Annotated in this window: 25 protein-coding genes and 2 pseudogenes; 5 read left to right on the forward strand and 22 right to left on the reverse strand. The window is 63.7% G+C overall.

The features are described 5' to 3' along the window. The first annotated feature begins 236 nt into the window (after positions 1-236). The 3 genes from NA637_RS18700 to NA637_RS18710 are packed head-to-tail and all read left to right on the forward strand — an operon-like array spanning position 237 to position 1900. The gene (locus NA637_RS18700) at positions 237-608 is read left to right on the forward strand and encodes a TIR domain-containing protein (RefSeq protein WP_071540641.1); all 372 of its coding nucleotides are present in this window, start codon (positions 237-239) and stop codon (positions 606-608) included. Positions 609-617: 9 nt separating this feature from the next. Continuing rightward, a complete protein-coding gene (locus NA637_RS18705; RefSeq protein ID WP_071540640.1) occupies positions 618-1610 on the forward strand; it encodes a caspase family protein in 993 nt (330 codons plus the stop codon). 8 nt (positions 1611-1618) lie between these two features. Continuing rightward, a complete protein-coding gene (locus NA637_RS18710; protein WP_071540639.1) occupies positions 1619-1900 on the forward strand; it encodes a hypothetical protein in 282 nt (93 codons plus the stop codon). 35 nt (positions 1901-1935) lie between these two features. On the opposite strand, the gene NA637_RS18715 is transcribed toward NA637_RS18710, so the two are convergent. The 16 genes and pseudogenes from NA637_RS18715 to NA637_RS18790 all read right to left on the reverse strand — a co-directional run bounded on the left by NA637_RS18715 (position 1936) and on the right by NA637_RS18790 (position 17242). Then, a complete protein-coding gene (locus NA637_RS18715) occupies positions 1936-2157 on the reverse strand; it encodes a DUF2274 domain-containing protein (RefSeq protein ID WP_033938303.1) in 222 nt (73 codons plus the stop codon). Beyond that, entirely contained in the window at positions 2154-3425 is a 1272-nt protein-coding gene (locus NA637_RS18720) for a TrbI/VirB10 family protein (protein ID WP_256073823.1), read from the reverse strand. Before NA637_RS18720 ends, NA637_RS18715 begins: the two co-directional genes overlap by 4 nt. A 2-nt stretch (positions 3426-3427) precedes the next feature. Beyond that, a complete protein-coding gene (gene trbG, locus NA637_RS18725; protein WP_054440886.1) occupies positions 3428-4429 on the reverse strand; it encodes a P-type conjugative transfer protein TrbG in 1002 nt (333 codons plus the stop codon). Beyond that, positions 4426-5130 (reverse strand): conjugal transfer protein TrbF, encoded by a 705-nt coding sequence (trbF, locus tag NA637_RS18730; protein WP_054440884.1) that lies wholly within the window; start codon positions 5128-5130, stop codon positions 4426-4428. The genes trbG and trbF overlap by 4 nt, the downstream gene beginning before the upstream one ends. A gap of 18 nt (positions 5131-5148) precedes the next feature. After that, positions 5149-6531, reverse strand: a complete 1383-nt coding sequence (gene trbL, locus NA637_RS18735; protein WP_054440882.1) for a P-type conjugative transfer protein TrbL — start codon at positions 6529-6531, stop codon at positions 5149-5151. After that, positions 6528-6878 carry a hypothetical protein gene (locus NA637_RS18740; protein ID WP_054440880.1) on the reverse strand — a complete coding sequence of 117 codons (351 nt, stop codon included), beginning with the start codon at positions 6876-6878 and terminating at the stop codon, positions 6528-6530. Before NA637_RS18740 ends, trbL begins: the two co-directional genes overlap by 4 nt. A gap of 12 nt (positions 6879-6890) precedes the next feature. Further along, positions 6891-7628 (reverse strand): P-type conjugative transfer protein TrbJ, encoded by a 738-nt coding sequence (trbJ, locus tag NA637_RS18745; RefSeq protein ID WP_054440878.1) that lies wholly within the window; start codon positions 7626-7628, stop codon positions 6891-6893. Further along, on the reverse strand, positions 7625-10075 hold the full coding sequence (gene trbE, locus NA637_RS18750; protein ID WP_124148196.1) for a conjugal transfer protein TrbE: 2451 nt from the start codon (positions 10073-10075) through the stop codon (positions 7625-7627). The genes trbJ and trbE overlap by 4 nt, the downstream gene beginning before the upstream one ends. Before the next feature lie 10 nt (positions 10076-10085). Next, positions 10086-10355 carry a VirB3 family type IV secretion system protein gene (locus NA637_RS18755; RefSeq protein WP_032956449.1) on the reverse strand — a complete coding sequence of 90 codons (270 nt, stop codon included), beginning with the start codon at positions 10353-10355 and terminating at the stop codon, positions 10086-10088. Continuing rightward, complete coding sequence (locus tag NA637_RS18760) at positions 10352-10735, reverse strand: TrbC/VirB2 family protein (RefSeq protein ID WP_054440875.1); 384 nt, start codon at positions 10733-10735, stop codon at positions 10352-10354. Before NA637_RS18760 ends, NA637_RS18755 begins: the two co-directional genes overlap by 4 nt. Then, positions 10732-11801, reverse strand: a pseudogene (trbB, locus tag NA637_RS18765) (P-type conjugative transfer ATPase TrbB). Before trbB ends, NA637_RS18760 begins: the two are co-directional and overlap by 4 nt. Next, a complete protein-coding gene (locus tag NA637_RS18770; protein WP_256073831.1) occupies positions 11798-12274 on the reverse strand; it encodes a CopG family transcriptional regulator in 477 nt (158 codons plus the stop codon). Before NA637_RS18770 ends, trbB begins: the two are co-directional and overlap by 4 nt. Continuing rightward, on the reverse strand, positions 12271-14268 hold the full coding sequence (locus NA637_RS18775) for a conjugal transfer protein TraG (protein ID WP_256073832.1): 1998 nt from the start codon (positions 14266-14268) through the stop codon (positions 12271-12273). Before NA637_RS18775 ends, NA637_RS18770 begins: the two co-directional genes overlap by 4 nt. A gap of 235 nt (positions 14269-14503) precedes the next feature. Further along, complete coding sequence (locus NA637_RS18780) at positions 14504-14767, reverse strand: EexN family lipoprotein (RefSeq protein WP_256073850.1); 264 nt, start codon at positions 14765-14767, stop codon at positions 14504-14506. 5 nt (positions 14768-14772) lie between these two features. Further along, positions 14773-15714, reverse strand: coding sequence for a LysR family transcriptional regulator (locus NA637_RS18785; RefSeq protein WP_256073834.1), 942 nt, complete (start codon positions 15712-15714; stop codon positions 14773-14775). 1 nt (position 15715) lies between these two features. After that, positions 15716-17242, reverse strand: coding sequence for an MFS transporter (locus NA637_RS18790; protein WP_256073835.1), 1527 nt, complete (start codon positions 17240-17242; stop codon positions 15716-15718). 171 nt (positions 17243-17413) lie between these two features. Between NA637_RS18790 and NA637_RS18795 the strand changes: the two genes are divergently transcribed. Then, complete coding sequence (locus NA637_RS18795) at positions 17414-18298, forward strand: LysR family transcriptional regulator (RefSeq protein ID WP_256073852.1); 885 nt, start codon at positions 17414-17416, stop codon at positions 18296-18298. Between the two features lie 154 nt (positions 18299-18452). Here NA637_RS18795 and NA637_RS18800 read toward each other — a convergent pair whose 3' ends face one another. Beyond that, positions 18453-19904, reverse strand: coding sequence for an MFS transporter (locus NA637_RS18800; protein ID WP_058201253.1), 1452 nt, complete (start codon positions 19902-19904; stop codon positions 18453-18455). A 98-nt stretch (positions 19905-20002) separates the two neighbouring features. Between NA637_RS18800 and NA637_RS18805 the strand changes: the two genes are divergently transcribed. Beyond that, positions 20003-20806 (forward strand): helix-turn-helix transcriptional regulator, encoded by an 804-nt coding sequence (locus NA637_RS18805; RefSeq protein ID WP_058201254.1) that lies wholly within the window; start codon positions 20003-20005, stop codon positions 20804-20806. 9 nt (positions 20807-20815) lie between these two features. Here NA637_RS18805 and NA637_RS18810 read toward each other — a convergent pair. The 5 genes and pseudogenes from NA637_RS18810 to NA637_RS18830 form a co-directional block, all read right to left on the reverse strand. After that, positions 20816-20908 (reverse strand): annotated as a pseudogene (locus NA637_RS18810) (LysR family transcriptional regulator); the annotation flags it as partial. A gap of 19 nt (positions 20909-20927) precedes the next feature. Further along, positions 20928-21383 carry an NIPSNAP family protein gene (locus tag NA637_RS18815; RefSeq protein ID WP_256073838.1) on the reverse strand — a complete coding sequence of 152 codons (456 nt, stop codon included), beginning with the start codon at positions 21381-21383 and terminating at the stop codon, positions 20928-20930. Positions 21384-21441: 58 nt separating this feature from the next. Then, entirely contained in the window at positions 21442-22320 is an 879-nt protein-coding gene (locus tag NA637_RS18820) for an SMP-30/gluconolactonase/LRE family protein (protein ID WP_256073839.1), read from the reverse strand. Next, positions 22313-23185, reverse strand: a complete 873-nt coding sequence (locus NA637_RS18825) for an SDR family NAD(P)-dependent oxidoreductase (protein ID WP_256073846.1) — start codon at positions 23183-23185, stop codon at positions 22313-22315. The genes NA637_RS18820 and NA637_RS18825 overlap by 8 nt, the downstream gene beginning before the upstream one ends. An 84-nt stretch (positions 23186-23269) precedes the next feature. Beyond that, entirely contained in the window at positions 23270-24193 is a 924-nt protein-coding gene (locus NA637_RS18830; protein ID WP_058201260.1) for a LysR family transcriptional regulator, read from the reverse strand. Positions 24194-24394 lie beyond the last annotated feature (201 nt).

The raw sequence follows: 24394 nt of genomic DNA on the forward strand, positions 1-24394 counted from the left end.
CCCAATGGTTGGCTGCGCTCCAGAACTAAGAACGTGCAGCGTTGGCGGAACCTTCAAAGGATGGCGGTAGCCCCGAACCCTAATCAACAGCTTGACCTGAGCCGGCGAGATCGGCTTTGACTTCTGCTCCAATGCATAAAAAGTGTCCGCAACACCGTTTGAGGGACATGCAACAAGGTGTATAGTCAAGAGCAGCAAAAGTTCACTGTATCTTTCCGGTCACCATAGGGGGAAAAATGGCTGATAAAAAAGTAGTTTTCATTGCATTCGCTATCGAGGACGAGAGGCAGAGGGATTTCCTTAAAGGACAATCGTTGAGTCCACGAGCTCCTTACGAATTTGTAGATATGTCGGTTAAAGAACCGTATGACAAGGATTGGAAAGATCGCGTCCGCACTCGCATCAGACGGTCTCACGGTGTAATAGTGCTGGTGAGCAAAAATTCTCTCAATTCAAGCGGTCAGAAATGGGAAATTCAATGCGCCAAAGAGGAAAATAAGCCGATTCGTGGAATCTGGGCCTATTCGACAGATCGAACACAAATTTCTGGCGTTACCACTTATGCGTGGAGTGACAAGAATATTAGCGATTTTATCGACTCGCTATAGGTCAAGGTCATGCGCAAAGCACTAATAGTAGGGATTGATCATTACGCAAATATAAATTCCCTCAGCGGCTGCGTTAACGATGCCCACTCTGTCAAGGCGGTTTTGGAGCGACACGCCGATGGGACTGTCAATTTTGCAACTCCCCGAGTGATAACTGGAACAGGTCCAGCCGACATTGTTGAAAAGCATTTCCTCAAAGATGCTGTACGAGAGCTTTTTAGCGGCGATGCAGATATTGCGCTGTTCTATTTTGCCGGGCATGGATACATTGAGGATACCGGCGGCTTCCTTTGCGCAGGAGATTGCAGAACGGGCGATGATGGACTTGCTTTGTCGGAAGTTATGACTCTAGCCAACAACTCTAGGGCAAAGAATAAAGTCATTATTCTGGACAGCTGCCATAGTGGTATTGCAGGAGACACCTCGAATCTGGCCGGATTTGCTGAAATAAAAGAAGGAACAACAATCCTCACTGCATCAACAGCAGAGCAATATGCCATGGAAGCTCCGGGCGGCGGCTCTGGTGTTTTTACAAACTTATTTGTTGATGCGCTTGGCGGGGCTGCTGCGAACCTTGTTGGCGATGTTACCCCAGGTAGCGTCTACGCTCACATTGATCAATCACTTGGCCCATGGGCGCAGCGTCCTGTATTTAAGACAAACGTTAAAACTTTTGTTTCTCTAAGGAAGGCTGCACCTCCAATTGGCCTGGCCGATCTCCAGGCCATAATAAGGCATTTCCCGAGTGCAGATTATCAATTACCCCTAGATCCCTCATATGAGCCGGAACGCTCCGAGGAACAGCGCAATGACCCAACCATTCCAGCGCCCAATCCAGTGAATAACGCTATATTCGCCATCCTTCAGCGATATGTAAAAGTTAATCTTGTTCGGCCTGTTGGCGCACCCCATATGTGGCACGCTGCCATGCAGAGAAAAGCTTGCGAGTTAACAGTGTTAGGTCAGCATTATTGGAATCTCGTAAAAGAAGGCTTAATATAGGTCTTGAAATGACAGACAACTTATCTCTATTGTCACGCAAAGATCTCATAGAGAAACTAGCCGCTATTGAACATGAACGCTGGGCTCATTGGCAAAGCTATCTGCATGAGCAATGTGTGCGTCAAGAAGATGGCTCGCTTATAATTCCCGCCAAGCTTGCAGAGCGTTGGGAAAAGCAAATAGCCACCCCATATACAAGCCTAAGCGATGAAGAGAAAAATAGTGATCGAGAGCAAGTTTATAGGTACTTGCCAGTTATAGAGTCAGAGCTAAGCTCGGATTGGAGATGAGTTCCGAGTCCTCTTAAGATGCTAAATTTATATATCTATTTTCGGATTTTCCTGAATCCCCGATCCCCCGCCATGAAGGCTTCCAGCATGTGCGGGATCAGCGTCGCTGCATCGACAGATTCGCCATAGGTTTGCGCATGGAGCTGCGCATAGCGGTCGAGTTCGTCTTTCAGACTGGCCGGGCATGTAAAAGTCAGCTTGACGCTGCTGCTGGACGGCAGCGGCCCCAGCCGCAATTTCTTGGTTGGCGTGCTCATCGTGATGTTCCTCGATTGAACATGAGCGGCTGGTAGGGGCGAAGCGTCAAATCGCGCGCAACGATGATCCGCACCGGCAGGCCCGGCCGACTGGTCAAGGTCGGCTGGATGTTCATGTTGCGGCGGGTCATCTCCTGGCCGACCTGATTGATGCTGTCCTGCGCGCTGTCGCGCCCGGCGATGATGACGCGATCACCGTCCTGCCGGTTCTCCGGCGCGGCCAACTCGGCACCAATGCCCAACAGCGTCGTCAGCGCCGCGCCGGCAAAGATGCGATCCCAATGCCAGTCCACATCGTCTTCCAGGCCGGCATAGCCGGCCGGGTCGGTGCCGGCCAGGTTGTCGAGCGTCAGCGATGACGTGTCGGGCAGGATGACCCGGTTCCACACCACCTGCACGCGGCTCTGCCCGTAGCTGACCTGGCTGTTGTAGCGCCCGAGGATGCGCGCGCCCTGCGGGATCAGCAGGAACTTGCCGGTGGCCGTGTCATAGACCGGCTCCGTCACCGTGGCGATCACGTCGCCCGGCAAGTCCGACTTGATGCCCGTCACCAAGGCGCCTGCGATCACCGTTCCGGCCATGACCTGATAAGGCGAAGCCGGCAGGGTCAGATTGCCGGAATTACGGGTTTCCGTGGAACCGCCTTTCAAGAACGCCTCTTTCTGGTCTTGCCGGTTCTGTACGGCGGTCGGGTCGGCAGGCTGGGCCGCCGTCGAGGCCGGGCCAGCCGCCAGTGGGTCGAACGCCGCATTGGCGGCGAAGCCCGGCGCGGCGGCCACCTGCGTCTGCGCCACCGGCGCGGCCTGCTGCGAACCCGAGCGGAAGAACACCGACGATGCTGCGGCCGCTTCGGCTTCCTTGCGCAGCGCGTCGTTGGGATCATGGCCAGGGGCCGCGTAGGCGGCCGTCACCGGCTGCTGCGACTTCACGATGGCCGGGCCAAGATCGCCCGGTAGCGGCGGCCCCAGCTCGGGAACGGCGGGCGGCAGCTTCGAGTAGTCCGTCGGCAGCGCATCCAGTCCTTCCGACTTCGACACGCGATCCACGTTGTAAAGCTCGGTCTGCTCGCTGGTTCCGCGCCGCTGCGGTTGCAGCGACCACATCAGCGCGCCAAGCACGGCGACCGACAGGGTGCCTGCGAGGATGGCCAGCGTGCGCCGGTTCAGCCGCGTGACCGGGTGCGGTTGGGCGCGCAGCGCCACCGCCTCGGGCGCGACCTTGCCCGTCGCCTGCGACGCAGTGAGGTCGGGAGTGTCGTCCTGGCTCATGGTCAGTTCCTCCCACTCCTTGATACGACGCCATCGGTGCGCTCGATGCGTACCACGTCGCCACCATCGCCGCCCAGGCGCAGTTCAGCCGCGCCGAACAGCCGATCCACGATGTAGTACGGCGGGCGGAAGCGGTAGTTCACCAATTGCCCGTCACCTTCCGGCCCGATCACGAACAGCGGCGGCAGCTCGCCCTGGGCGATGCCCGGCGGGAACTGGATATAGACCTTCTCGCCGTCATCGAAGGCGCGCAGCGGCTTCCACGGCGGATTGCTGCCGCTGACCGCGTAGCGGAAGCGGATCTTCTCCAGCGACAAGCCAGTATCGACTGGCGCGGCGGCGCTGGCCGCCTGCGACTGGCGCTGCAAGGCCAGCATCCGGTCTTTCGGATAGTCCCAGGACACCGAGGCCATCCACGCCTTTTCCGTCGAGGTCAGCTCCAGCAGATAGGTGCGACGGCTGGTGGTGATGACCAGATTGGTTTTCAGGCCCGATCGGATGGGCTTGACCAGCACATTGACGCGCAGCGCGTCGCCGCTGCCGCTGGACGTGTCGCCCACGATCCAGCGCACGGTATCGCCTGCGGCGACCGTCACCAGTTCCTCGCCCGGCTGGAGCGAAACCACGGTCACGCGCCCCGGCGCGGCATAGACCTGATAGAGCGCGCCATCGGTGAAGGGCCACACCTGAATCGCATTGACGTAGCCCTCGCGCGTGGGCGCGATGCGCGCCTCGGCATTGGCGCGCGAAACGCGCACCTTCTCATCGGCCGGCTCCGGCGCGGCCGGGGCCGCATCAGCCTCCGGCAGCGGCTTCAACTGCGCAGGCAGCGCCAGCGGCTCGGGGACGGCGACGACTTCCACCGGCACGGGCGGTTCGGGCAGCGGCTGGGCCTGAACCGGCTCATCGAGTGAGATGGCCGGCGGCGGCTTGCCTTGCGTGGCGCAGCCTGACAGGGCTGCAAGCGTCAGCACGAAAGCGTAAAAGCGGAAAGGCAGGTTCATGGCTTGGCTCCTTCGGAAGAATCCAGTTCGCGGCTCCACGCCAGGCCATTGACGTAGATGCCCAAGGGGTTGCGGCGCAGGCGTTCTTCGGTGCGTGGGGTTTGCAGCACGATGGACACCACGGCCGTCCACCGCTCCAGGCCGGCGGCTGCGCCGTTGACGTAGCGGCGTTCCGTCCAGCGCACGTTGAACGACGTGTCGCTGGCGCGAACCACGCTGGTGATCTGCACCGTCACCGACTCCTTGCCGATGCGCGCGAATGGGTCATTGGTGCGGGCGTAGTCGTTGAGCACGGCCGCGCCCTTGTCGGTGGTGTAGTCGTAGGCATCCAGCCAGTTCTGCCGCACAACGATGGGATCGACAGACAGCGAGCGCACCAAGCCGACGAAGCGCGCCAGGTGGTGCGCGATCTGCGCATCGGCGGGCCGGTACGGCGTGGCGGCTTCGCCCACGGCGCGTACCTGTCCGGCCTGATCGACCTCGATGACGTAAGGCGTCACGATGGACTGCGCGGAACGCCACACCAGACCGCCGGCCATCAGCAGCGCAAGCACCAGGCAGCCGAAGGCCATCAGCCGCCAGTTCTTCGCCTGCACGCGGGCCGAGCCGATGCGGTCGTCCCACACCTGGGCGGCGGATTGATATGGGGTGGCAGGCTGCGGCGTATCGGCGTAGCGCACCTGCGGGCGTTTGAATCGCATGGGTGTTCTCCTTGGTGGTCAGGTATCGGAATCGCGCAGGCTCGGGCCTTGCCCCGGGCCGCCGCCGTCGCCACCGCGCAGCGTGTGGGCGGCGGTGGTCGCGGCATGGGTGATCTGCTGGCGGCGGTGCATCCGCTTGGCCCAGGCGGGTTGCTCTTGCTTGGGCGCGCTGGCGGTGCCGTCCGCGCCTTCGCCTGCGGCGGCCTGGCCGGAACCGGCAGCGCCGGCGCTGGCATCGGTGCCGTTCCAGCCAGCCCGGAAGGAATCGGCCACCTTCTGCCCGGCGGCGGAAGCGCCGGACGCGGCGCGGCGCCCTGCGGCCTGCGCGCCGGTCTTGGCGACATTCCCAAGGCCAGCCGCCGCGCCCTTGGCCCCGCCGCCCGCAGCGGCGGAACCGGCCTGGAATGCCGATCGGGCACTACCAGCCGCCGACGTGGCGGCGCGTGCACCTACGCCGGCCAGCTTGGCGGCAGCCGGGGCCATGCGTGCCCCGGCCATGACGGCACCGCCCACGCCAGTCGCGGCGGCGCCAACGGCAACGCCAGTACCGACAGCACCAACCGCCGCGCCGGCCATCGCGCCCGCGCCGAGTTGCGGCGCACCGGACACGAGGCCCGTGGCGATGCCGGGGCCGAAGATGCCGAGCGCCAGCAAGGCGAGCGAGGCCAGCATCACGACCAGCGCGTGGTCGATGGAAGGCTCGTCAGGGTGAACCTGGAACTCTGCGAACAGGCCCGAGCCGATGCCGACGATGACCGCCAGCACCAAGACCTTGATGCCTGACGACACCACGTTGCCAAGCACCTTTTCCGCAAGAAAGCTCGTCTTGTTCCAGAGTGCGAATGGGATCAGGACGAAGCCGGCGAGCGTCGTCAGCTTGAACTCGATCAGCGTGATGAAAAGCTGCACCGCCAGCACGAAGAAGCACAGGATCACCACCAGCCAAGCGAGGAACAGCACCACGATGGGGTCGAGGTTCACGAACACTTCGGGAAAGCCAGCCATGTCGCCGATCTGCTCCAAGATCGGCGCGCCTGCGTCGATGCCGGTCTTCGCCAGCCGGCCCGGTTTCAGGAAGTTATCCATGCTCAACGTCGAGCCGGTGGCCGTCAGGCCCAGGCCGGCAAACGACCGGAAGACGATGCCGGCCAGCCAGTTGAAGTTGTTGATGATGTAGGCGAAGGCACCCACGTAAAGCACCTTGCGCAGGAGCTTGGCGATCACGTCCTCGCCTTGGCCAGTCGCATGGCTCATGGCCCAATACAGGCCCGCGATGGTCATGTCGATGACGATCAGCGTGGCGGTCAGGAACGCCACTTCGCCATGCAGCAACCCGAAGCCCGAGTCGATGTAGCGCGAGAAGGTATCGAGAAAACGGTCAATGATGGTCACGTCGTTCATGGCGTGTCCTCCGTAGCCGCGAGCGGCGCATCGCCTTCTGGCGCGTCGTCAGTGGGTGTGTCGAAGCTCGGCGGGATCGGTGGCAGTTCGGCCAGCGTCCGGTATTCGTCCGGCCCGGTCTGGCCGGCGAAGAAGCGCCGCCGGAAGGCTTCGGCGGCGGCGCGGCAGGCGTCTTCGCCTGCGGCTTGCCGGTCGGTTGCGCATTGGGCGCGCAGCGCCTTGAGTCGCACGGGATCGGCGGCCAAGGTGGCGGCCAGGTCTTCGGCCCTTTGTTGGTCGGACGACTGGCCGCAAGCGGTCAGCAGCACGGCCAGCAGCGAAACCGACAGAACGGGAACGCATCGCATGGCCGCCTCCCGTCAGTTGTTGTAGAAGTTGACGGACTGCGGCGTGTACGGCGTGCCGGTGCCCAGGAAGCGCCGCCGCACTTCGCGGGCGCGCTCGGTGGCCGCCGCCTGCCGCGCCAGTTCCAGCGAGGCCGCCCGGTCTTGCGTGATCTGGAGCTGCTGCGCCTGGATGGACTGCTTGGCCTGCAAGGCGAGAAGCTGGTTCGTCGCCTGCATCGCTTGCAGCGCGCCGGTGGCGGACTGGCTCTGGCTGACCAGATCGGCCAGCGCGCTTTCGTCTTGCGCCAGGTTCTGCGACACCTGGGCTTGCATCCGCATCGCGGTGTGCAGGCCGTTGAGCGTGTTTTTCCAACGCTCCTGCGCATCGCGGAACATCTGATCGCCACTGACGGTTGCGGCGTATTGCTCGGGGTACAGACGTGCGAACTCCCGATCCATGTTCGTCACGTCGTAGGCCAGCCCCTGCGCTTCGGCGATCAGGCGCTCGGTGGTGGCGAGCGTCGAGCGCAGCCGGTTGACGATGTTGAAGTCCAGATTCGCCAGGTTGCGCGCCTGGTTCATCAGCATCTGGGCTTCGTTCTGGAGCTGATTGATCTGGTTGTTGATCTGCTCCAGCGTGCGGATGGCGGTCAGCGTGTTCTGCACCAAGTTGACGGGATCAACGAAGGTGAGTGCCGCCGCCGGCTGGGCGAGCATCAGCGAGCCGGCCAGCGCGGCGGCCAGCGTTACGGAAAGCACACGGGTCTTCATGGCAGGTTCTCCTGTCGTGGTTGGGAAAGGAAAGAAGCCGCTGCCGGCGAGGACGGCAGCAGGTCGGCGGCCCAATCAAGGCCGCGATGGCGCAGCCACGCGCCGGCGAAGCCGGGGGCGCCGGCCTGCGTCAGTACGCGGTCGATGTCGCGTTGGTCTTGTGGTGTGGATGCCCCGGCAAAGGCGAGCGCGGCCGGCCCCAGGTCGAGGTCGAACAGGCGATTGCCAAGGCGAGATTGGTAGTAGTAGTCGCGCTTGGGCTGCGCAGTGGCGATGATTTCGATCTGCCGGCTGTTGAGGCCGAAGCCCTCGTAGATCGTGCGAATCTGCGGCTCGGTGGCCTGCGGGTTAGGTAAGAAAATCCTGCTCGCGCAGCTTTCGATGACCGCCGGTGCGATGGATGACTCTTTGACGTCGGCGAGCGACTGCGTATCGAAGACGACGGAAACCTGCTTTTTCCGCAAGGTCTTGAGCCACTGCCGAAGCCGGGCCGCGAATATGGGATCGTCCAGAAAGACCCACGCCTCCCCAAGAAAAAGCATCGTTGGCGAGCCATCGAATCGTTCTTCCAGGCAGGCAAAGAGGTAGTTCAGAACGGCCAGCACGGCGGCCTTGCTGTGCATGAGTTCTTCCATCTCGAAGCACTGCACATCCGCGCTACCCAGCCGGTCGTGGTCTGCATCCAGCAACTTGCCGTGCGCGCCACCGAGGACATAGGGCGCGAGCGCCTGGCGCAGCACGTTCGATTGCAGCAGGACGGACAGGCCGGTCAGCGTGCGCTGCTCCACGGGCGCACCGGCCAGGCTGCCGAGCGCCGACCAGATGGCAGCCTTCTCGTCGGGGCCGACGGTCACGCCTTCGTGCAGCAAGCGCCCTTCGATCCATTCGGCGGCCCAGGTGCGGTAGCCCTCGCGGTCGATGCGGGCCAGCGGCTGAAAGGCAATCTCGCCATCCGCACTGAGGTCGTAGTGCTCGCCACCCAGGCCCAAGGTAGCGGCGCGTATGGATCGCCCTACGTCAAAGACAAAGACACGCGAGCCGCGATAGCGGCGGAACTGCATGGCCATCATGGCGACCAAGACCGACTTGCCCATGCCGGTCGGGCCGACGATCATCGTGTGCCCCACGTCGCCGATGTGCGCCACCAGCCGGAACGGCGTCGCGCCATCGGTGCGCGTGACGATCAGCGGCGGGCCATCCAGATGCTTGTTGCGCTCGGGGCCGGCCCACACGGCAGACACCGGCATCATGTGCGCCAGGTTCAGCGTCGAGACGATGGGCTGGCGCACGTTGGCATAGGCGTTGCCAGGGATGGACGACAGCCACGCATCCACGGCATTGAGCGTTTCGGGGATGGTGACGAAGCCGCGGCCCTGAATCACACGTTCCACCATGCGCAGCTTTTCGTCGGCCACGGCGGGGTCGGCATCGAGCACCGTCACCGTGGCGGTGATGTAGCCGAAGGCGACTTGATCGCTGCCAAGCTCCTGCAAGGCTGCGTCCGCGTCGGCCGCCTTGTTGCTGGCATCCGTGTCCACCAAGGGCGATTCCTGCTGGAAGATGGTTTCGCGCAGCAGCGCGATGACGTTCTTGCGCTTGGCAAACCATTGGCGGCGCAGGCGGCCCAGCTCCTTTTCCGCCTCGGCTTTGTCGAGGCAGAGGAACCGGGTTGACCAGCGATAGGCAAAGCCCAGGCGGTTGAGGTCGTCCAGCAGGCCCGGCCAGGTCGAGGTCGGAAAGCCCCGCACCGACACCACGCGCAGATGCTGGTCGCCCAGCATCGGCGCGAGGCCGCCGACCAAGGCGGAATCGGCCAGTAGCGCGTCGAGGTGAAACGGCACTTCGGGCACGCCGACGCGGTAGCGCCGCGTGGACACCGTGGCGTGCAGGTAGGTCAGCGTCTGGCTGTCGTCCAGCCATGCGATCTCCGGCATCACGCCATCGAGCAGGTCAAAGACCCGATCGGTTTCCGCCACGAAGGCATCGAGTCGGCCTCGCCAGTCCACGCCGTCGCCGGGTGCGTGCTCGTAGAGCAGCTTGGCGGCGCGGGCGCGGGATTCCTCCGGCGGCAGGTACACCAGCGTCAGGTGATAGCCGCTCTCGAAGTGGTTGCCCGATTCCTCGAAGGCGGCGCGGCGTTCCTCGTCCACCAGCCACGACAGCGGTTCGGGGAAGTCCGAATGCGGGTAGTCCGCTGCCGGCCGGCGCTCGGCTTCGATGAACAGCGCCCAGCCCGAACCCAGGCGGCGCAGCGCATTGTTGAGCCGCGCCGACGTGGCGATCAGCTCGCCTTGTGTAGCGCTGTCCAGATCCGGCCCGCGAAAGCGCACCGTGCGCTGAAACGAACCATCCTTGTTCAGCACCACGCCCGGCGCGATCAGCCCGGCCCAGGGCAGCCAGTCGGCCAGCAGCGCGGGCCGCTGACGGTATTCGGCAAGGTTCAGCATGGCATCCCCCTCACACGTCCAGCAGCGGCTTGTGCTTGATGTGTCGGGCGAAGACCTGCATGAACTGCGGATCGACACGCGCGCCCCACACGGCCAGCGAGTGGCCAACGATCCAGAGCACCACGCCAGGAATCCAGAGTTGCAGGCCCAGCCCGACGGCGGCGGCCAGCGTGCCGTTCGCAATGGCGACCGTTCGTGGCGCACCGCCCATGAGGATCGGTTCGGTCAGCGAGCGATGCAGTGGCACCTCGAAGCCCGGAAGATCGTTGGCCGTGCTCATACGACGGCCCCGCCGGAGAAGCTGAAGAACGACAGGAAGAACGAGGACGCGGCAAACGCGATGCTCAACCCGAACACGATCTGGATCAGCTTGCGAAAGCCCCCCGACGTGTCACCGAAAGCGAGCGCCAGGCCCGTGGCGATGATGATGATGACGGCGACGATGCGGGCCACCGGCCCCTGGATCGACTCCAGAATGGATTGCAGCGGGCCTTCCCACGGCATCGAGGAACCGGATGCCTTCGCCGTGCCCGCCGTCATCAACATGACGGCGGCCAGCAGCAGGCCGTGATGCGCGGGGCCGGCCAGTCGCCGCAGGCGCGCAAGGATTGAGGCCGGATTTACGGAAGTACGGAAAGCGTGAGCGTGCATCTGCGTCATGGCAGTTCTCCAGGTTGGTCAAGGGACGGGGAGGCGCAGCGGCATTGGCTGCAAGAGGAACCGGCGGCAGCTCGGGAAACGGCGTTTCCAGCGCGTCCGCCAGGCGATAGCCCACGCCGTCGAAGCCGACGACACGGGCGATGCTTCCGACGCGGCGCTTGCGGCCACGTCCGGCGATGTGGATGACGACATTGACCGCCTCGGCGATCAGCGCACGCGGCGGATTCACCGCGACTTCGAGAATCAACTGTTCGAGGCGCAGCAGTGCGCCCAGCGCGGAACCGGCGTGGATCGTTGCGATACCGCCGGGATGGCCGGTGCCCCACACTTTGATGAGGTCGAGGGCTTCGCCGCCGCGCACCTCGCCGACGATCACGCGGTCGGGCCGCAGGCGCATCGTGGCGCGCACCAGCTCGGTCATCGACACGACGCCAGCGCGGGTGCGCAGCGGCACATGGTCGCGGGCGGCGCATTGCAGCTCGATGGTGTCTTCGAGCACCAGCACGCGGTCACCGGAGGCGGCAATCTCAGCCAGCAAGGCATTGGCGAGCGTGGTTTTGCCGCTGCTGGTCGCGCCTGCGATCAGGATGTTCTGGCGCTCGCGCACGGCGCGGCGAAGAAAGTCCGCTTGGCTTGCGGTCAGGATGCCGTCGCTGACGTAGAGATCCAGGCCGATGATGCTCACGGCCCGCTTGCGCAGCGCGAACGCCGGGCCGGGTGCGGCCGGCGGCAGAATGCCCTCGAACCGTTCGCCGGTTTCGGGCAACTCGGCGGTCAGCAGCGGCTGGCCGCGATGCACTTCCGCACCGACATGCGCGGCCACCAGCCGGATGATGCGTTCGCCATCGGCCTCGGGCAGCTCCGCGCCCAGCGGCGCGCGGCCCGACGAAAGCCGATCCACCCACAGGGTGCGGTCGGGGTTGAGCATGATCTCCACCACGTCCGGGTCTTCCAGCGCGGAGGCGATCAGCGGCCCCATTGCCGTGCGCAGCATCTGGATACGACGATCCAGCGAGGTTGCGGCGGACGAATGGGGTTCGGGCTGGGTCTTCGGGACGGCGCTCATGAGGCACGCTCCGCAGCGCGTTCATGGCCTTCGGCCAGCGCCGCCGCGTCATCCATCCGCATCGGGTCGGGATGCAGTTCTTCCACCACGTCGCGCACCAGGCTCCGGCCGCGCAGCAAGTGGCGGCCGAGCTGTTCGACGAACTGCTCAAAGCGCGCTTTGCCCTGTGCGCGGGCCGCATCTTGATGCGCTTCGGGAACCGGCGTGCTGACGGTCAGGAAGTAGCGGATGAACAACGCCAGTGTTTCGATCTGGATGTTCTGGTCGCGCTCCAGGCGCTCGGCCTGCCGTGACAGGCGATCCAGCCGCTTAGCGATGGCGGCCTCGCGCTGATCGTCAGCGTCGGGCGATAGCCAGGACGCCAGCGCGGCGGCAACGATGCTGGACTTCGAGACGCCTTTCTTGGCGGCCAGTTCGTCGAGGCGTTTGACGTGTTCGTGCTGAATGAACAGATTGAGGCGGTATTGGCTCATAAGTCGATTCCGTCGTTGGGGTCGAGAGAGGCCAGCCGCGGTGTGCGCTGCATGGCGGGGTCGAACTGGCCGGGAAGCGGCAGCGGTAGGTCGTCGTCATCGAGCAGCAACAGGTCGCTGGCCGGGTCATCCATCTCGGGGGCGTAGACGACGGATTCGGAGAGTTCGGGTTGGCGGCGCGGGCCGCCGTCATCGGTGCCGCCCAGGTGATCGGCGGAGGTCGTGGCTGAGGCGGCTGGCACGGCCGGAATCGCCAGGCCGCTCCAATCGTTGGGCCGGGCCGGCGGCACATCGGCGTACTGCCCGGCCGCGAGCGCAGGCGGTGGCAGCACCCGCTGCTTGAAATTGGCGTCGGCGTAGTAGCGCAGCTTCTTGGCCTTGATCGGCGCGACGCTGGACACCATCACTACCGATTCATCGGGCGGGAGTTGCATCACTTCGCCCGGCGTCAGTAGCGGCCGGGCCGTCTCCTGCCGCGACACCATGAGATGCCCGAGCCACGGCGCGAGCCGGTGGCCGGCGTAGTTGCGCTGCGCGCGCAGTTCGGTGGCGGTGCCCAGCGTTTCCGAAATGCGCTTGGCGGTGCGTTCGTCGTTGGTAGCGAACGTCACCCGGACATGGCAGTTGTCCAGAATCGAATGGTTCTGGCCGTAGGCTTTGTCGATCTGGTTGAGCGACTGCGCGATGAGGAAACTGCGGATGCCGTAGCCGGCCATGAAGGCAAGCGCCGTCTCGAAGAAGTCGAGCCGGCCCAGCGCCGGGAACTCATCGAGCATCAGCAACAGCTTGTGGCGGCGCTCGATGCCGTCAGAGCCATCGAGCGACTCGGTCAGCCGCCGTCCGACCTGGTTGAGAATCAGCCGGATCAACGGCTTGGTGCGGCTGATGTCCGAAGGCGGCACCACCAGGTACAGAGACACAGGTGATTCGGACGCGATCAGGTCGGCGATGCGCCAGTCGCAGCGCGACGTGACCTCGGCCACCGTCGGGTCGCGGTACAAGCCTAAGAAGCTCATCGCAGTCGAGAGAACGCCCGACCGCTCGTTGTCCGACTTGTTGAGCACTTCGCGCGCGGCGGATGTGACGACGGGATGCGGCGCATCGCCCAGGTGCGCGGTCGTCATCATCCGGTGCAGCGTCAGCTCGAACGGGCACGCCGGATCGGAGAGGAAGTTGGCGACGCCGCGCAGCGTCTTGTCTTCGCCCGCGTAGAGCACATGCAGGATGGCCCCGACCAGCAGCGCGTGCGAAGTCTTCTCCCAGTGATTGCGCTTCTCCAGCGCGCCTTCGGGATCGACCAGAATGTCCGCGATGTTCTGCACGTCGCGCACTTCATGCGCGCTGCGCCGAACTTCCAGCAGCGGGTTGTAGGCCGCCGACTGCGCATCGGTGGGGTTGAACAGCAGACAATGCGAGAAGCGCGAGCGCCAGCCGGCGGTGATCTGCCAGTTCTCGCCCTTGATGTCGTGGATCACTGCCGATGCAGGCCAGGACAGCAAGGTCGGCACCACCAGGCCCACGCCTTTGCCCGAGCGCGTGGGCGCGAAGGTCAGGACGTGTTCCGGGCCTTCATGGCGCAGGTAATGTCCGTCATGCAGACCGAGAAAGACGCCGGCCGGCTGCGTCAGTCCGGCCTTGCGAACGTCATCTGCATCCGCCCAGCGCGCGGAACCGTAGGTTGTAACAAGGCGCGATTGCCGCGAGCGCCACACCGACATGGCGATGGCAACCACTACGGCGACCAGGCCGCTGCCGCCCGCAATGGCGCCGCCTATGTCGAAGACGTGCGGCGCGTAGGCATCGAAGAAGAACCACCACTCGAACAGCCGCCAGGGGTGATAGACCGGCGTACCGAAGAAGTCGAACCAGGGCGAGCCAAGGCGTACTTGATAGGCAAGAGCGGCGGCTGTCCATTGCGTTGCACTCCACACACCGGCGATCACGATGCTGAAAACAACCGCGATCTGCCCGAACAGCACGCCCTGAGCTTGCATTGACTGGCCTCCGATTTCCTCTGCGCTGATTCCTCGGTCACACGCGGCACAAGGACGTGCCGCATGACGCGAGGATCAGTGCCAGGTCGGTGCCGGTCAAAGACCGTTATCGGGACGAAGGTGATGAAAAAATCAACGTTTCAGGCTGCAAAGAACCAAGTAAAAACGCCGCAAGCGCGGGCGCACTGCGGCGTGTCGTGAAAGACAACCAGAATTTTTTACGATTGACGGACGATCAGAACTCGGGTGGATTCTCCGGCGGGGTATAGGGCACCGTACCGTCGCCGTAGAACCGCTTGTGTGTGGCTTCGGCTACCCGGTTGCACAGCACATCGCCCATCGTTGGACGCTCGGTTTTGCACTGCCGACGCAGTTCCTTCAACCGCTCAGGATCGGCGGCCAGTTCGTCCACCGTTGGCGCGGCAGACTGCTGCGGTGTTTCTGACGGGCCGCAAGCGGTTAGCGCGGCGAGTAGCAGGAATGGGGTGATTTGCTTCATCGTCATCACTCCACTTCCTTTTGGGTATCGGGTTCAAGCGGTGGCGTGGGTCTGCCGCCATCGGGCGCCTCAATGGCCTGCACGCGCTCGATGAAGCGTGACAGCACCCCCGAGGATTTTCCTTCGGGTCGCAGCAGGTAGGTCGTCAGCAAGGGAGAGCGGCCCGCCAACGGCCGGGCGACCACGCCCGGTTCGCGGCTGGCCGCGATGTGCGGTGCCCCCGCCAGCCCCAACGCGAAGCCGGCCGACACCAGTGCCATCATCAGATCGAACGAGGCAACACGTTCAGCGATCAGCGGCTCCATATCCAATCGGCGCAGCACGCGCTCGACTTGGCGTGCATGGCCTTCGCATACCAGCGGGTCGCCCAACACCAGTGGATGGCGCAGCACCTCTTCCAGCGGAATGCGTTTGTACTTAAGCAAGGGATGCCGCGCCGGCACCGCCACCATCAGCGCATCGCTCCAAACGGCTTCGGCGGTGATGCCTTCTCCCATTCCATCGGATTGGGAGAATCCCACGTCGTACAGATCGTCATGAAGCCCCTTGATCTGCTGCGACAGTGGCACCTCGAACAAGCGAATTTCAACCTCGGGCTCCTCCTGCCGGCACAGCGCCAGCAAGGCTGGCAGGCGCGAGGGCGTGATGCCATCGGACAGCGCGATGCGCAACTGGCCGTGAAAGCCGTTGGTCGCTGCCTTTACGCTGTCACGGGCCTGCTGCAAGGCAGTAAAGATGCGCGGCACATGCTCAAGGAACAGCTTGCCCGCACGGGTCAACCGGGTGCTGCGGCTAGTGCGGACGAACAACTGTTCACCCAGGTCTTCTTCCAGTTCCTTGATGGTGCGCGACAGCGGCGACTGCTCGATGTGTAGCCGCTCGGCTGCACGGGCGAAATGGAGTTCTTCGGCGACGGCCAGGAAGCAGCGCAGATGCCGAAGCTCCATGTCATGACTCCGAGGACATGCAGTGGCCGCCGGCGCGCTTCCCACGCAGCAACACCAGCACCACGCAAGCCGTGAGCGCCGCCAGTCCGGCCAGCGCATGCAGCACACTGATGAAGGAGACGGCATAGCTCTGCGCCAACAACGCCTGCTGTCCCGGCAGCAACGATGCGGCGGCGTGCAATTCCCCCAGCGCTGCACGGCTGGATGCATCCAGGACGATCGACTGCGCAATGTCGGCACGCATCTCTGAGGTCATGCGGTTCTGGATCAAGGTGGCGAGCAAGGCGCTGACGATGGCAATGGCTACTCCATCAGCGGACACGCGCACCGTGTTGAAGATGCCCGTGGCCATGCCGACCCGATCCGGCGATACCACGCTGACGGCCATCGCATCCATCAGGCCCCACGGCAACCCGATGCCAATGCCGATGAGCAGCAAGGGCAAGCGCACTTCCTGACCACCGCCCAGGGAGAACCCATGCGCCAGCCAGACCAACCCGCCCGCCACCAGGAACAGACCGGCGCCGGACAGCACGCCGGGCTTGAACCAGCGCGTCAGCAACGCCGCAAGAAACGGCACGACCAGCAAAGGGGCGGCCAGCCACACCATCATCTGTCCGGCCTGCAATGCGCCATAGCCGTCGATGCCGATGAAACGCCCCGGCAGCATCACGATCAGCACAATGAACAGGAACGCGGGCGAGGCGGCCAGCGCCTGCACGCCGATGAATCCGGGATCGCGGAAAAAACCCAGATCCAGCATGGGCCGAGCGACCCGGCGCTCGATGAAGACGAACCCGGCAAAGACAATCGCCGAGGCCAGCAACGTCACGATGACCACCGCGTCGACCCAGCCTTTTTCCGGAACCCGCAACATGCCATAGGTGAACAGCCCCAGGGCCAGTGTGAAGGCGATCGCGCCAGGCCAGTCCAGGGAGCCGCTGACCGCTTCCCGGGCATGCCGGGTACTGAGCACCACCAATCCCAAGCCCAGTACGCCCACGGCTCCCGTGGCGTGGAAGACGCCTTGCCAGCTGCTAGCCTCAACCATCCACCCCGACACCCAGGGGCCGAAAGCTAGCCCCAGTCCAAAAGTCGTTCCCAGCAGGCTGAACGCGCGGGCACGGGCTTGGCCTTCAAAAAGCGGGGCCAGCGACGACATGGCTGCCGCGAACGCGGCGGCACCGCCCAGGCCCTGCAACAGGCGCAGCACGTCCACCCACACCACGGAAGGCGAAAACGGGATGGCGAAAGTGAAGATGCAGAACCACGCCAGTCCGATCAGCCATATGCGCCGGCGCCCATAGATGTCGGTCAAGCTGCCCGACACCATCATCGCGCCGCCGTAGCTGAGGATGTAGGCGTTCATGATCCAGTTCAGTTGGGCGGGGCTGCCGCCCAGGTCTTGGCTGATCGCCGGCAGTACGACGGCGGGGCCGGTAAAGCACAGCGGGATCAACAGACCGGTCAGACACGCGGCCAACAACTGAAGCCAACGCATGGTCGAGGGGGAAGAAATCGAAAGCATGGTTCTCGTCTGCCAGAGAGGTGGTGGGTGCCCCGGGAGCACCGCCAGGCGGCGAACAACATGCGATGCAACGAGGTATTTCCGGCAGGTTAGGCTGAAGCAATGAAAAGAAAAATACGCTAAGGTTCTCAATACTTCGGACATAAACATCTTAAATAGGCCGGCACCATGATGGATAAGCTGGGCAGCATTGGCGTCTTCGTGCGGGTAGCCGAGCGCCTTGGCTTCTCGGCCGTGGCACGCGAGCTGGGCGTTTCGCCCTCGGCCGTGGGCAAAGCCGTGGCACGTCTGGAAGAACGCCTGGCCGTGCGCCTGTTCCATCGCAGCACACGCACGCTGGCGCTGACCGCCGAAGGTGAGAAGTTCCTCGAACGCTGCCGGCGCATCTTGAGCGAGGTCGAAGCGGCCGAACTGGAAATGAGCCAGGCCAGCGAGACGCCGCACGGCAAGCTGCGTATCAGCCTGCCCCGGCACAGTGGCCTGTTCGAGCCCGTGATCGCGGATTTCATGCGGCGCTATCCGACGGTGGAACTGGATCTGGACTTCTCCGACCGTCTGGTAGATGTCATCGGCGACGGCTTCGATGCCGCTGTGCGCACCGGCACCCTGGCCGACTCGGGGCTCAAGCGCCGCCGCCTGGGCAACTTTCGGCGTGTCCTGGTCGGTTCTCCGGCCTACTTCGAGGCGCACGGGCGACCGCAACAACCGGTCGATCTGCAAGCGCATGTTTGCTTGCACTACCGCTTTCCCAGCACGGGACGACTGGAGCAATGGCCGCTGCCGCCCACGACGGACGACGACGCCCCTGACCTGCCGCACACGCTGATCTGCAACAGCGTGGAAATGCGCATCCACCTGGCCCTGCACGGCCAGGGCATCGCATGCCTGCCGGACTTCATCGTGGCGGAACACCTGCGTGCCGGACGACTGCAAACCGTCCTCGACGATTGCACCGGCAACAGTAGCGCAATGTGGGTTTTGTGGCCCGCAAGCCGGGACTTGTCGCCCAAGCTGCGGGCGTTCATCGACTGCTTGAGTGCGAAGGCTTTTGGCTGATGGCGGCATGCTTCCGGCTACGCTCAACCACCGGGAACTAGGCAACGGCGATTGTTCGGTATGCTGCAGCCCGCCGACACGCGCGAAGTGGAGTTCTTCGGCGGCGGCAAGGAAACGGCGGAGGTGGCGAAGCTCCATCGCGTGCCGCTCCGCGTCAGCCTGCGGGCCGCTGTGCTTTTGCCAGCATCAGCAACAGCACGCAAACCAGCAACGCCGCGCCCAGGTTGTAGAGCATCCCTGCGACAAAGGCCGAGGCGTATTGGCCCGCTTGCGGTACTGCCCCATTACCTGCAAGCGCCGCACCGAACAGGATGCCGACCACAGCCACGCCCAGCGCCGCGCCGACCTGCTGGACGGTCGATACCACGCCCGCTGCCATGCCGGCCTGGGCTTCATCGACAAAGCCCAGCACCAGATTCAGCAGCGGCGTCATGATGAAGCCCTGGCCCGCGCCGACCACGACCAGCACGGGAATCAGCCGCATGGGCACCAGCTCCGCGCCTGCCATCCGTACCTGCGCGATCAGCAGCCCGATGGAAACCGCATAGACCAGCGCACCCGCGACGATGGCGCGGGTTCCCCAGCGCGCCACCAGCCGCGGCGCAGCCAGCGATGCCAGGACGAAGCCCACGCTGCATGGCGCGAAGATGCTGCCCGCGACGAAGGGGTCGAGGCCCAGTCCGGTCTGCACCAGCAAGGCGAAGCACAGGAAGAACGAGCTGGACGTGGAATAGACCAGCAGCACCAGCAACGCGCCCAGCGCGAAACGGCGCTGGGCCAGCAAGCGCATGTCCACCAGGGGCAATCCGCCAGCCATGCGCCGCTGCTCTTGCTGACGATGGAACATCGCAAGCAATACCACCGCCGCGCCCAGTGACCAGAGGCTCCAGGCCGGCCAGCCTTGCCCCGGCCCCTCGATCAGCGGCACCAGCAGCAGCGCCAGCCCGGCGCTGACCAGCGCCACGCCCGTCCAGTCCAGGGCCGGGCGCTGCGGTGCGCTAGATTCGGGGATGTGGCGTGCCGCCGCGATGGCGAGCAGGCCGATAGGGACGTTGATGAGAAAGATGCTGCGCCAGCCCAGCCCGAACAGGTCGGCATGCACCAGCCATCCGCCCAGCACCTGCCCGGCGATGGCGGCCAGGCCCAGCGTCATCCCCAGCAGGCCGAAGGCGCGGCGGCCGTCGTCGCCGCCGAAGTTGACACGGATGGAGGCATAGACCTGCGGGAACAGCAAGGCGGCCGCCAGCCCCTGCAACACCCGCGCACCGATCAGGAAGCCAGCGCTGGGCGCCAGCCCGCACAAGGCCGAAGCCACAGTGAAGCCCGCCATGCCGACGACGAACAGGCGGCGGCGCCCGAACAGGTCGCCCAGCCGCCCGCCGGTAATCAGCAGCACGCCGAAGGCCAGCTCGTAGCCGGCCACGATAAAGCCGATCTGCGCGAAGCTCGCACCCAGCCCGGCCTGCATGCTGGGGATGGCGACATTCACCACGAACAGGTCGAAGATCGTGACGAAACCGGCCAGCAGCAACACGGACAAGCCGAGCCAGCGCGGGCCGCTGACGGCGCGCGCAGGCGGCATCGAAAGGCAGGAATTTGAGGTCATCTTGCGTATCCAGGGTAAAGACGCGATCATTCTCAAGTCCTTTTTAAGCAATTACAATTTAACTATTTATGCTATTACTCAAAGCAACGAGATAAGCGATGCGAACCCTGGAACGAACCCGCTCCGATCTGGCGGCCTTCCTGCTGGCACGCCGTGAACGGTTGACGCCTGCCGATGTGGGCTTGCCCAGCGGTGGCCGGCGCCGCACGCCGGGGCTTCGGCGCGAGGAGGTCGCCGCACTCGCCGGCGTCGGCCTGACCTGGTACACATGGCTGGAACAGGGGCGGGAGATAGGCGTGTCGGCCGCCTTTCTGGACAATCTGGCGCGGGTGCTGAAACTGGATGCTGCCGAGCGCCGCCACCTGTTCCTGCTGGCCCACGAACGGCCGCCCGCCGAGCCGGGCAAGACCTGGTGCGTGCTGCCGCCGCTGGTGCGGCGCCTGATGCACGACCTGCCGCATCCGGCCTTCGTGCTCAACCTGCGCTGGGACGTGCTGGGCTTCAATGCGGCGTCCGACCAGATGTTCGGCTTCGGGACGCATACGCCCGAGCGGCGCAACCTGCTCTGGCTGCTGTTCACCGATCCCGCCCTGCATGCCCGTTTCCACGAATGGGAAGAACAAGCCCCGCTGATGCTGTCGAGCTTCCGCCGCGACTTCGCCCGCGCTACGCAGGAAGCCGACATTCATCAACTGGTGGACGAACTGGAACGGGTGTCGCCGGAGTTCAAGTCGTGGTGGCGCAAGCACGACGTTCAAGCGCCCTGCAATGGCGTGCGCAAGCTGATGATCGACGGCCAACCGGAGCCGTTCGAGCACACTTCGCTGACCGTTGATGAAGATCGGCACCTGCGGCTGGTGGTGTATGCGCGGCAGCAGGATGGCGCCGCATCTGGTCAGTGATGGGAGGCGCGGCGGCTGCTCCGTGTGTAGTCGCTCCGCTACACGGACGAAGTGCAGTTCTTCGGCCACGGCCAGGAAGCAGCGCAAGTGGCGCAATTCCATTTCTTAACCGTCGTATTGTTTATCGCCCGTATTCGATTGGGTTGGAATAGGAAGTCAGAAGCATCACTCGCTCCTCAATGCGGCCGACCATTTCGCCGTGCTCCTGCGCGCTTTCCTTCTTAATGCGATCCCATTCAGGGTCACTCATGAACCGGCTCCACTGCCGCTTCATGGTTGCTTCATCCAGCCATCTGATGACGTACACAAATTCGGTGCGTCCCTGGGACTTGGCCTCCCACATCGCAATGATATGGAAGTCATACCGTTTCATGATCCGTGCGGCGTGGTCGCGGAACCTAGCGTGAAAGGCATCCTTGTTCCTCTCGAAAATTTCGTAGATTCGCATCTGATAGATTTCCTTGCTTGAAACAAAATGCGAACTTTGTTCCCCCTGTAAAACTTGAGCATGTGCGGACGTCATGATCTGCATCCCCAGCAATCCAATAATTAAGAAAAGAATTCGTTTCCTGAACATATATGCTCCAATCTCATTCAAGCCCGATTCGACGCGACCTTGATCTAGCGACTCGGCATCACTCTTTGAACAAGTGCCGTGGACTACCAGCGACCTCGGGGCGAATGGCATACAAGTCCCCAGCCTCCGGGTAGTCGCCCAGTTCCAAGGGCGTCATGGCAAAGCGTGCGGTGGTGATGAACAAGGTGTCCAAACCATCCCCGCCGAAGCAGCAACTGGTGGGACGCGGCACAGGCATGGCGACGCGATCGCTCAAGCGCCCGTTGCGGTCGTAGCGCAGCAGGCATCCGCCATTGAACTGACAGACCCATAACCCTCCAGCCCGATCCAGGGCGATGCCATCGGGACGCCCCAGTTCGGCCGGCGTCTCGACGAACAGCGTCACAGCCCCAAGTACGCCATCGGCCGAATACGCAGCCAGAAAGATCGAGCGCGCCACGGAATCGACGAAGAACAGCGTGCGCCCATCTTCCGACCAGGCCAGGCCGTTGGGCAGAGCCAGGCCCCGATGGATCACTTGGGCATTCAGCGCGCTGTCGTAGCGGTAAAGCGCACCGGTCTTGCGGCTCGGCCCCTCGTCCATGAGGCCGGTGACAAAGCGTCCCAGCGGATCGCAGGCGCCATCGTTGAAGCGATAGCTCGCCCCGTCATGGGCGGCGGCAGTGTGCCTGCACACCTCGCCAGTCTTCACATCAAGCATTGCAACGCTGGCGTCTTTAGTGAAGATCAGATTGCCTTTATCGGTCAGTTCCAAGGCACCGATGCGCGCCGCCGATTTATGGACGGTTTCCACCTGTCCTTGCGGGCGCAGCACGTTGATCTTGCCCCCGGAGATATCGACGAAGTACAAAAGCCCCTCGCGCGCATCCCACACTGGACTTTCGCCAAGATCGGCGCGAACGTGGGCGATCTTGCGCAAGCTGTGATCGTCACGCATCGCCGAACTCCTTGATGCGATGCCAATTCTGGGCGATGTCTTCCAAGCTGGCACATCCGACCCGCGCCAGGTTCGTGGGGTAAACGACGCCAGGGTTCTCGCAAAAGCGTGTCGCGGTGAACTGGCCGTTGCTGGCGCGCAGGATGACACCCGTGTCCTGGCACAGCGGGCTGGCTAAAAACAGCACGCCGGGGGCCACCCACTCCGGCTTGAGGTCCTCGGGTGGCTGCGTGATCCCCCACATGCGGGTCTTGGCAACAGGAGAGACCGCATTGACCAGAATGCCGTGCGGTTCGCCTTCCATGCTCAAGGCATTCATGATGCCCACCTGAGCCATCTTCCCGGCGGCATAGGCCGCCAGGCCCGGCTGCGCGTACCGCTGGTACATGGCGCGGTCGGACGTATTCAGCACGACCCGCGCCGACGAAGACTGCTTGAGGTGCGCCCAGGCGTGCTTGCTCAACCAGACTGGCGCACGCACGTTGATGCCAATGGCGTGCTCAAGGAAATCTTCTTCCTGCTCCTCAATGGACTGATAACCGACCCAGCCAGCGTTGTGGATCAGAATATCCAGCGCGCCGAATTGCGCGATGGTCAGCTCCACGAGTTGCTTGCAGCCGGCCTCGTGATCCAGCCGCCCGCTGTGCGCGATCAATTGCCCGTCGTCGGCCAGCAAGGTGCGCGCCGCCTCGGCTATCAAGTCCTCATTGGCTCCCTCACCAGCCCGATCCGTGCCCAGGTCACTAGCGACTACACGCGCGCCACGGTCAAGCAGCGCCTGCGCGTAGGCCCGTCCAAGTCCCTGAGCGGCGCCGGTGACGATAGCGACCTTGCCCTTAAAAATCTCGCCTGCTTGATGTTCCATCGTGCATCTCCGTGAACCTAAATGTCACGATGATGGAACGTCCGCCGTCGTCCGTAAAATATATTATTTGTACCGAAACAAGATTCAAATCGTCTCAATTGTCGACGCTGATGCCATTGCGTCGCGCACCTCGTCGATCAGCCTGTCCCGAATCACGCAGGGTGCATGTTCGCTCCATGCCATCAGCAATTCCACATGCCGCAATGCGTCCGGCGCATCCACTTTAATTGGCCGGAACGCCACGTCTTTGCGTCCGTCCTGTACCAGTGAGGCCGGCAGCAGCGCAACGCCGAAGCCGCCGGCCACGAGGGCCACCAGCGTTTGGAGTTGCCGTGCCTGCTGGGCAATGCGCGGCACGAAACCCGCTGCCTCGCAAAGCTGGACGAGTTGGTCATGAAAGCCCTGGCCCAAATGCCGGGGTGACGAGACGAAGGCGTCATCCTGAAGTGCGGCCAGCGAGATGGTCTTGCTGCCTGCAAGTCGGTGCCTGGCAGGCAGGGCCACCACGATGGGCTCGCGCAGAATGGACGCGAATCGTAAGCCCGGCGCCGTCCTCCCCGGCGGTCTCATGAAGCCGAGGTCGGCGCGACCATGTTCCAAGGCTTCGACCTGTTCTTGAGTCGTGGCCTCCTGCATCGTGAAGGAAACCGCCGGGAATGCGGAGCGGAAGCGCCGCAGCGCACGCAGCAATGCACTATAAGGCGCGATGTTGATGAAGGTCAGGGTGAGATGGCCTTCAATGCCTTGCGCCACACGCCGGGTCTGCCCGACACTTTCGTCAAGCAGGCGCAACACCTTTCTGGCCGACTCCAGAAAGGCCGCGCCAGCAGGCGTGAGCGACACGCTGCGATTGGTGCGCTCGAATAGCGGCGCGCCGATCTCCTGCTCCAGCCGGCGAATCGCTTGGCTCAACGGTGGCTGCGCCATGTGAAGCCGTTCCGCAGCGCGGTTGAAGTGCAATTCCTCTGCGACGGCGATGAACTGGTGAAGAAGTCGAGTTTCGATCATGAGACCTAGTAAATATCATTGTTCATCCGTTGATACTAACAAAATATCACTTATAGAGCATATACAGTCGGCACGGCGCACCGGCCGGCATACTCCCTAAGCGATGACGCAACGAAAATCATGAAATAGACGCCCCCCCGCTGTCGCCCAAGCTCCCACGAAACACCGCCGCCGCGCACAGTCGCGGCGATCTGCTGCCCC

The organism is Stutzerimonas stutzeri (assembly GCF_024448935.1).
Classification (GTDB): Bacteria; Pseudomonadota; Gammaproteobacteria; order Pseudomonadales; family Pseudomonadaceae; genus Stutzerimonas; species Stutzerimonas stutzeri_AO.

Coding starts and splice junctions, on each gene's coding strand:
- NA637_RS18700 (WP_071540641.1), top strand. CDS start 237: ATGGCTGATAAAAAAGTAGTTTTCATTGCATTCGCTATCGAGGACGAG.
- NA637_RS18705 (WP_071540640.1), top strand. CDS start 618: ATGCGCAAAGCACTAATAGTAGGGATTGATCATTACGCAAATATAAAT.
- NA637_RS18710 (WP_071540639.1), top strand. CDS start 1,619: ATGACAGACAACTTATCTCTATTGTCACGCAAAGATCTCATAGAGAAA.
- NA637_RS18715 (WP_033938303.1), bottom strand. CDS start 2,157: ATGAGCACGCCAACCAAGAAATTGCGGCTGGGGCCGCTGCCGTCCAGC.
- NA637_RS18720 (WP_256073823.1), bottom strand. CDS start 3,425: ATGAGCCAGGACGACACTCCCGACCTCACTGCGTCGCAGGCGACGGGC.
- trbG (WP_054440886.1), bottom strand. CDS start 4,429: ATGAACCTGCCTTTCCGCTTTTACGCTTTCGTGCTGACGCTTGCAGCC.
- trbF (WP_054440884.1), bottom strand. CDS start 5,130: ATGCGATTCAAACGCCCGCAGGTGCGCTACGCCGATACGCCGCAGCCT.
- trbL (WP_054440882.1), bottom strand. CDS start 6,531: ATGAACGACGTGACCATCATTGACCGTTTTCTCGATACCTTCTCGCGC.
- NA637_RS18740 (WP_054440880.1), bottom strand. CDS start 6,878: ATGCGATGCGTTCCCGTTCTGTCGGTTTCGCTGCTGGCCGTGCTGCTG.
- trbJ (WP_054440878.1), bottom strand. CDS start 7,628: ATGAAGACCCGTGTGCTTTCCGTAACGCTGGCCGCCGCGCTGGCCGGC.
- trbE (WP_124148196.1), bottom strand. CDS start 10,075: ATGCTGAACCTTGCCGAATACCGTCAGCGGCCCGCGCTGCTGGCCGAC.
- NA637_RS18755 (WP_032956449.1), bottom strand. CDS start 10,355: ATGAGCACGGCCAACGATCTTCCGGGCTTCGAGGTGCCACTGCATCGC.
- NA637_RS18760 (WP_054440875.1), bottom strand. CDS start 10,735: ATGACGCAGATGCACGCTCACGCTTTCCGTACTTCCGTAAATCCGGCC.
- NA637_RS18770 (WP_256073831.1), bottom strand. CDS start 12,274: ATGAGCCAATACCGCCTCAATCTGTTCATTCAGCACGAACACGTCAAA.
- NA637_RS18775 (WP_256073832.1), bottom strand. CDS start 14,268: ATGCAAGCTCAGGGCGTGCTGTTCGGGCAGATCGCGGTTGTTTTCAGC.
- NA637_RS18780 (WP_256073850.1), bottom strand. CDS start 14,767: ATGAAGCAAATCACCCCATTCCTGCTACTCGCCGCGCTAACCGCTTGC.
- NA637_RS18785 (WP_256073834.1), bottom strand. CDS start 15,714: ATGGAGCTTCGGCATCTGCGCTGCTTCCTGGCCGTCGCCGAAGAACTC.
- NA637_RS18790 (WP_256073835.1), bottom strand. CDS start 17,242: ATGCTTTCGATTTCTTCCCCCTCGACCATGCGTTGGCTTCAGTTGTTG.
- NA637_RS18795 (WP_256073852.1), top strand. CDS start 17,414: ATGGATAAGCTGGGCAGCATTGGCGTCTTCGTGCGGGTAGCCGAGCGC.
- NA637_RS18800 (WP_058201253.1), bottom strand. CDS start 19,904: ATGACCTCAAATTCCTGCCTTTCGATGCCGCCTGCGCGCGCCGTCAGC.
- NA637_RS18805 (WP_058201254.1), top strand. CDS start 20,003: ATGCGAACCCTGGAACGAACCCGCTCCGATCTGGCGGCCTTCCTGCTG.
- NA637_RS18815 (WP_256073838.1), bottom strand. CDS start 21,383: ATGTTCAGGAAACGAATTCTTTTCTTAATTATTGGATTGCTGGGGATG.
- NA637_RS18820 (WP_256073839.1), bottom strand. CDS start 22,320: ATGCGTGACGATCACAGCTTGCGCAAGATCGCCCACGTTCGCGCCGAT.
- NA637_RS18825 (WP_256073846.1), bottom strand. CDS start 23,185: ATGGAACATCAAGCAGGCGAGATTTTTAAGGGCAAGGTCGCTATCGTC.
- NA637_RS18830 (WP_058201260.1), bottom strand. CDS start 24,193: ATGATCGAAACTCGACTTCTTCACCAGTTCATCGCCGTCGCAGAGGAA.